Origin of the sequence: Mesorhizobium sp. M7A.F.Ca.CA.003.01.2.1 (assembly GCF_003998945.1) — a bacterium.
GTDB classification, from domain to species: Bacteria; Pseudomonadota; Alphaproteobacteria; order Rhizobiales; family Rhizobiaceae; genus Mesorhizobium; species Mesorhizobium ciceri.
In genome coordinates this window covers 1-4,732 of sequence record NZ_RZRA01000418.1, presented here as the reverse complement: position 1 = coordinate 4,732, position 4,732 = coordinate 1, and the positions used below count along the sequence as shown (strand labels likewise).

Annotated in this window: 6 protein-coding genes and 1 other RNA gene; 4 read left to right on the top strand and 3 right to left on the bottom strand. The window is 63.8% G+C overall.

The features are described from left to right. Nucleotides 1–222: 222 nt before the first annotated feature. Both EN969_RS17630 and EN969_RS17625 read left to right on the top strand, forming a co-directional pair. Entirely contained in the window at nt 223–951 is a 729-nt protein-coding gene (locus EN969_RS17630) for a 3-deoxy-manno-octulosonate cytidylyltransferase (RefSeq protein WP_063169977.1), read from the top strand. Nucleotides 952–960: 9 nt separating this feature from the next. Next, on the top strand, nt 961–1,824 hold the full coding sequence (locus tag EN969_RS17625; RefSeq protein WP_013527936.1) for a prephenate dehydratase: 864 nt from the start codon (nt 961–963) through the stop codon (nt 1,822–1,824). Here the strand turns inward: EN969_RS17625 and EN969_RS17620 are convergent. From EN969_RS17620 to EN969_RS17610, 3 genes are read right to left on the bottom strand one after another with little or no spacing between them, the layout of a single operon-like run. Beyond that, nucleotides 1,821–2,126, bottom strand: a complete 306-nt coding sequence (locus tag EN969_RS17620) for a Dabb family protein (protein WP_027161785.1) — start codon at nt 2,124–2,126, stop codon at nt 1,821–1,823. The genes EN969_RS17625 and EN969_RS17620 overlap by 4 nt on opposite strands. Nucleotides 2,127–2,163: 37 nt before the next feature. Then, a complete protein-coding gene (gene nudC, locus EN969_RS17615) occupies nt 2,164–3,108 on the bottom strand; it encodes an NAD(+) diphosphatase (RefSeq protein WP_013527934.1) in 945 nt (314 codons plus the stop codon). A 41-nt stretch (nt 3,109–3,149) separates the two neighbouring features. Then, the gene (locus EN969_RS17610) at nt 3,150–3,569 is read right to left on the bottom strand and encodes an HIT family protein (RefSeq protein ID WP_013527933.1); all 420 of its coding nucleotides are present in this window, start codon (nt 3,567–3,569) and stop codon (nt 3,150–3,152) included. A gap of 172 nt (nt 3,570–3,741) precedes the next feature. On the opposite strand from EN969_RS17610, the gene ffs reads away from it, so the two are divergent. Together ffs and dnaX are read left to right on the top strand one after the other, a co-directional pair. Further along, an RNA gene (ffs, locus tag EN969_RS17605) (signal recognition particle sRNA small type) lies at nt 3,742–3,838 on the top strand. Between the two features lie 105 nt (nt 3,839–3,943). Further along, on the top strand, nt 3,944–4,732 hold a 789-nt coding region (gene dnaX, locus EN969_RS17600), incomplete at its 3' end, for a DNA polymerase III subunit gamma/tau (RefSeq protein WP_127419272.1).

Genomic DNA, 4,732 nt, shown 5'->3' with positions numbered 1-4,732 from the left:
GAGCAGTTTGTTGACTTCGTTGGAATCCATACGCCCCTTGCTCCCTTTTCCGGCGGACAGAACCGTCCACTCCGTCCGTCGGTATCGTGACCGTCCTGCCAGGGCGGTCAAATCGGGCGGAAACTAGGTCTTTTGCTGCGGCGTTGCAACACCTATAAGGGCGCTTCCAGTGAGACCTTTTGCCACTTTCCCTGTCCTCTTTCGAGACGCCTTGCACCCGAAATGTCCACGCTGATCCTGATCCCGGCCCGCATGGCTTCGACCCGCCTGCCGGGCAAGCCGCTGGCCGACATCGCCGGCGCCCCGATGATCGTCCATGTCGCCCGCCGCGCCGCCGAAGCCGGCCTTGGCCGGGTGGTGGTGGCGACCGACACGCAAGGCGTGGCGCAAGCGGTGCGCGCGCACGGTTTCGAGGCCGTGATGACGCGTATGGATCACGAATCCGGCTCCGACCGCATCCACGAGGCGCTGGTCGCTCTCGACCCCGGGCGCAAGGTCGAAACCATCGTCAATGTGCAGGGCGACCTGCCGACCATCGATCCCCGGATCATCGCCGCGTCGCTCAGGCCTTTCGAGGACAGTGCGGTGGACATCGCCACGCTCGGCGTCGAGATCGTCCGCGATGAGGAAAAGACCAATCCCAATGTCGTCAAGATCGTCGGCTCGCCGCTTTCCGGCAGCAGGCTGAGGGCGCTCTATTTCACCCGTGCCACAGCGCCTTGGGGCGAGGGGCCGCTCTACCATCATGTCGGCCTCTACGCCTATCGCCGCGAAGCACTCGAGCGTTTCGTCGCGCTCAAGCCGTCGCCGCTCGAACGGCGCGAGCGGCTGGAACAGTTGCGGGCGCTGGAAGCCGGCATGCGCATCGACGCCGAGATCGTCCAGTCGCTGCCGCTCGGCGTCGACACGCCTGAAGACCTCGAACGCGCCAGAACAATCCTTTCAACCTGAGATATCGGCATGCCTGAAAAGACCAACAGAATATCCTTCCAGGGCGAACCGGGCGCCAATTCCGACACCGCCAGCCGCAACATGTTCCCTTCGATGGAGCCGTTGCCCTGCCCGACCTTCGAGGATGCCTTCAACGCGGTCGAGACCAACAAGGCCGACCTCGCCATGATCCCGATCGAGAACACCATTGCCGGGCGCGTCGCCGATATCCATCATCTCCTGCCGGAATCGAAGCTGCACATCGTCGGCGAATATTTCCTGCCGATCCATTTCCAGCTGATGGTGCTGCCAGGCGTCAAGCGCGACGAGATCAAGACGGTGCACAGCCACATCCATGCGCTTGGCCAGTGCCGCAAATACGTTCGCAAGAACGGTTGGAAGGCGATCGTCGCCGGCGACACGGCCGGCGCCGCCAAAATGGTCTCCGAGGTCAAGGACCGCAGCATGGCGGCGCTGTCGCCGGCCCTGGCCGCGACCCTCTACGGGCTCGATATCATCGAGCAAAACGTCGAGGACACCGACTCAAACGTCACCCGCTTTGTCGTCCTGACCAAGAACAAGCAATGGGCCGAGCGTCCTTCGCCCGACGTCAAGATGATGACGACCTTCATCTTCCGCGTCCGCAACGTGCCGGCCGCGCTCTACAAGGCCATGGGCGGCTTCGCCACCAACGGCATCAACATGACCAAGCTGGAGAGCTACCAGCTGGGCGCTTTCACGGCGACGCTGTTTTACGCCGACATCGAGGGCCACCCCGACGACCCGCTGGTCAAGCTGGCGCTGGACGAGCTTCGTTTCTTCTCGCGCGAAGTGCGCATTCTCGGCGTCTATCCGGCCAGCGAGTCGCGTGAGCAGTGGAAGGTTGCGGACTAGATCACCGCGCCCAGCGGCACATAGTCGATCTCCATGAAGGTCTCGACCTCCGGCACCCAGCGGTCGCGCACGAAGGCGACATGGTCTGGATGGTCGTTGTACCTGGTGTAGGCGGCCTGGTCGGCGAACTCCATCGAGAAGCCGAAACGATAGTCGTTCTTGGGGCTGATCTGCCGCAATTGCTCGAAATGCGTGACGCCCCTGATCGCGGTGAGGATCCTCTTGGCGTCGACCAGGAACCGCTTTTCCTCCAGCGAATGCGGCGGATGCTTCAGCGTGAAAACGACGGTGTGACGGATCATGTCCTGCTCCTGCAATGTCTTTAGGTGTTCGCTGCCATCATTCTGAATCGACCCAGGCGCGGATGAGGTGATGCGCAATGGCGCCTTTCGGCGGCGTGATCAGATTGTCCTGGTGCGTCCTTTCCAGCATCCGGCGCACCTCGTCGCGAAAAAACCAGCGGCAGTCCTCAAGCTCGTTGAGGTCGGCCTGGATATCGTCATTGAGCGGCTCGCCGAAGCAGCCGATCATCAGCGAATAGGGGAACGGCCAGGGCTGGCTGGCGTGGTAGACGACGCGGCCAAGCCGGATGCCGGCCTCCTCCAGCGTCTCGCGGCGCACCGCCGCCTCGATCGTCTCGCCCGGCTCGATGAAGCCGGCGAGGGCCGAATACATGCCCGGCGCGAAATGCCGACCGCGTCCGAGCAGGCACTTCTCCCGCGTCGCCGTCAGCATGATCGCCACCGGGTCGGTGCGCGGAAAATGCTCGGTGCCGCAATTCGGGCAATGCCGCTTGTAGCCGCCGGCCCGCATCTGCGATTCCGTGCCGCATTTGCTGCAGAAGCGATGGCTGGCATGCCAGGCGAGCAAAGCCGCCCCTTGCGCCATCGCGCCGGCCGCCGCCTCGTCGATCAGCCCTTGCATGTAGACCGAGCGGTAGTCGATGGCCTTGACTGTTTCCGGAAGCTGTTCGGGTTCGACGCCGGCGGGCACGGCCAGCACCGGTCCTCGTTCGGAAAAGCCGAGCAGGATGCCTTGCGCCAGGGAAACCTTGAAGGGCTCGCTCTCGGTCGCACCGAACCAGGGATCGAGAGCGCCGCCATCGCCGAGCTTCAGATAGAGCCGGCCGCCATGCATCAGAAGCAGCCGCGTCGCCGGATCGGCCAGCGCTTTGTCGACCGAATCGTCGGCGCGGTTCTCGGACTGCCGGTCGATCGTGTTGCCGGCGAAGCCGACGAACTGGCTCGGCTCGCGCAAAGGCGCGTCAAACAGGCGGAAGCTCATGGGGACTCTGGAATATGTTGAGGGATGGACACGGGGAACGCTTATAGCGCCGCCTTGATCGTTTCGGCAAACCGTCGCAAGTCGGAACGCTGATAGGGCTCTCGCAGGCCATGTCCCCACACAGGACCTGGCCAGCCGGGATCGCCTTCCGAACGCGCGATGACATGGATGTGCAACTGGCGCACGATGTTGCCGAGCGCGCCGGTGTTGATCTTGGTGCAGCCGGTCGCTTTCTTCAGCGCCTGCGCCACCATATTGGTCTCGAAGGTCAGCATCGCCTGGTCGAGCGGCGTCATGTCGTGGATTTCCTCCGCGCCGGGGCGCTGCGGCACCAGCAGCAACCAGGGCCAGCGGCGGTCGTTCATCACCCGCAGCTCGCACAGCCCAAGCCACATCAACTGCTCGCTGTCCGCCTCCAGCCGTGCGTCCAGCGTGAATCCGGCCTTCAGGCCCGGCAGCATCGGCGTTTCCCTTGCTTTTCTTGTTTTCCTCAAACGCAGGAACGCTAGAGCGGCGGCAGGGGGGCTGCAAGCGAATCATTGCGCCCCTCACGCTTTGGTGCGCCAATTCCATATTTTTGCGATTTCTGCGGCGCACTTGCATTTCGTCGCGCAATTGCCGATATGGAAAGCGGGAGGTTGGTGGTGGACGATCCACTCGCCAACCGGGTCAGGTCCGGAAGGAAGCAGCCCTAACGAGCCCGGAACGGGTCATTGTTCCAGCCTCCCACCTCATCGGCCCCTCTCGCGACATTGACGACGCATTGCAGCGCGGGCGAGACTATGCGCAGGAATCGGCCGCCTTCGGGCGCGGCCATTTGGAGCTTTACGGGCGTATGAGCGAAGCCGGAAATTCGGGACCAAAAAGCCTGGAGATAGGCAAGGCCGCCGCCTATCGCGTGCTGGCACGCAAGTACCGTCCTTCGAACTTCTCCGAGCTGGTCGGCCAGGAGCCGATGGTGCGCACCCTCACCAACGCCTTTGCCACCGGCCGTATCGCCCAGGCCTGGATGCTGACCGGCGTGCGCGGCGTCGGCAAGACCACGACGGCGCGCATCCTCGCGCGCGCCCTGAACTATAAAACCGCTGATATCGACCAGCCGTCGGTCGACCTTGCCGTCCTCGGCGAACATTGCCAGGCGATCATGGAAGGCCGCCATGTCGACGTCATCGAGATGGACGCCGCCTCGCACACCGGCATCGACGACATCAGGGATATCATCGAGCGCGTGCGCTACGCGCCGGTCTCGGCCCGCTACAAGGTCTACATCATCGACGAAGTGCACATGCTGTCGACGCAGGCCTTCAACGGCCTTCTGAAGACGCTGGAAGAGCCGCCGCCGCACGTCAAATTCATCTTTGCCACCACCGAGATCCGCAAGGTCCCGATCACCGTCCTGTCGCGCTGCCAGCGCTTCGACCTGAGGCGCATCGACGCCGGCGCGCTGGTCGGGCATCTCGCTTCGATCTCGGCCAAGGAAGGCATTTCGGTCGACGACGATGCGCTGGCGATGATCGCGCGCGCCGCCGAGGGCTCGGCTCGTGATTCGCTCTCCATCCTCGACCAGGCGATCGCCCATGGCGCCGGCTCTGTCGGCGCCGATGCCGTTCGGGCGATGCTGGGG

Bases quoted from the DNA above. Each gene is read 5' to 3' on its own strand.
- EN969_RS17630 (WP_063169977.1), top strand. From the start codon at position 223: ATGTCCACGCTGATCCTGATCCCGGCCCGCATGGCTTCGACCCGCCTG.
- EN969_RS17625 (WP_013527936.1), top strand. From the start codon at position 961: ATGCCTGAAAAGACCAACAGAATATCCTTCCAGGGCGAACCGGGCGCC.
- EN969_RS17620 (WP_027161785.1), bottom strand. From the start codon at position 2,126: ATGATCCGTCACACCGTCGTTTTCACGCTGAAGCATCCGCCGCATTCG.
- nudC (WP_013527934.1), bottom strand. From the start codon at position 3,108: ATGAGCTTCCGCCTGTTTGACGCGCCTTTGCGCGAGCCGAGCCAGTTC.
- EN969_RS17610 (WP_013527933.1), bottom strand. From the start codon at position 3,569: ATGCTGCCGGGCCTGAAGGCCGGATTCACGCTGGACGCACGGCTGGAG.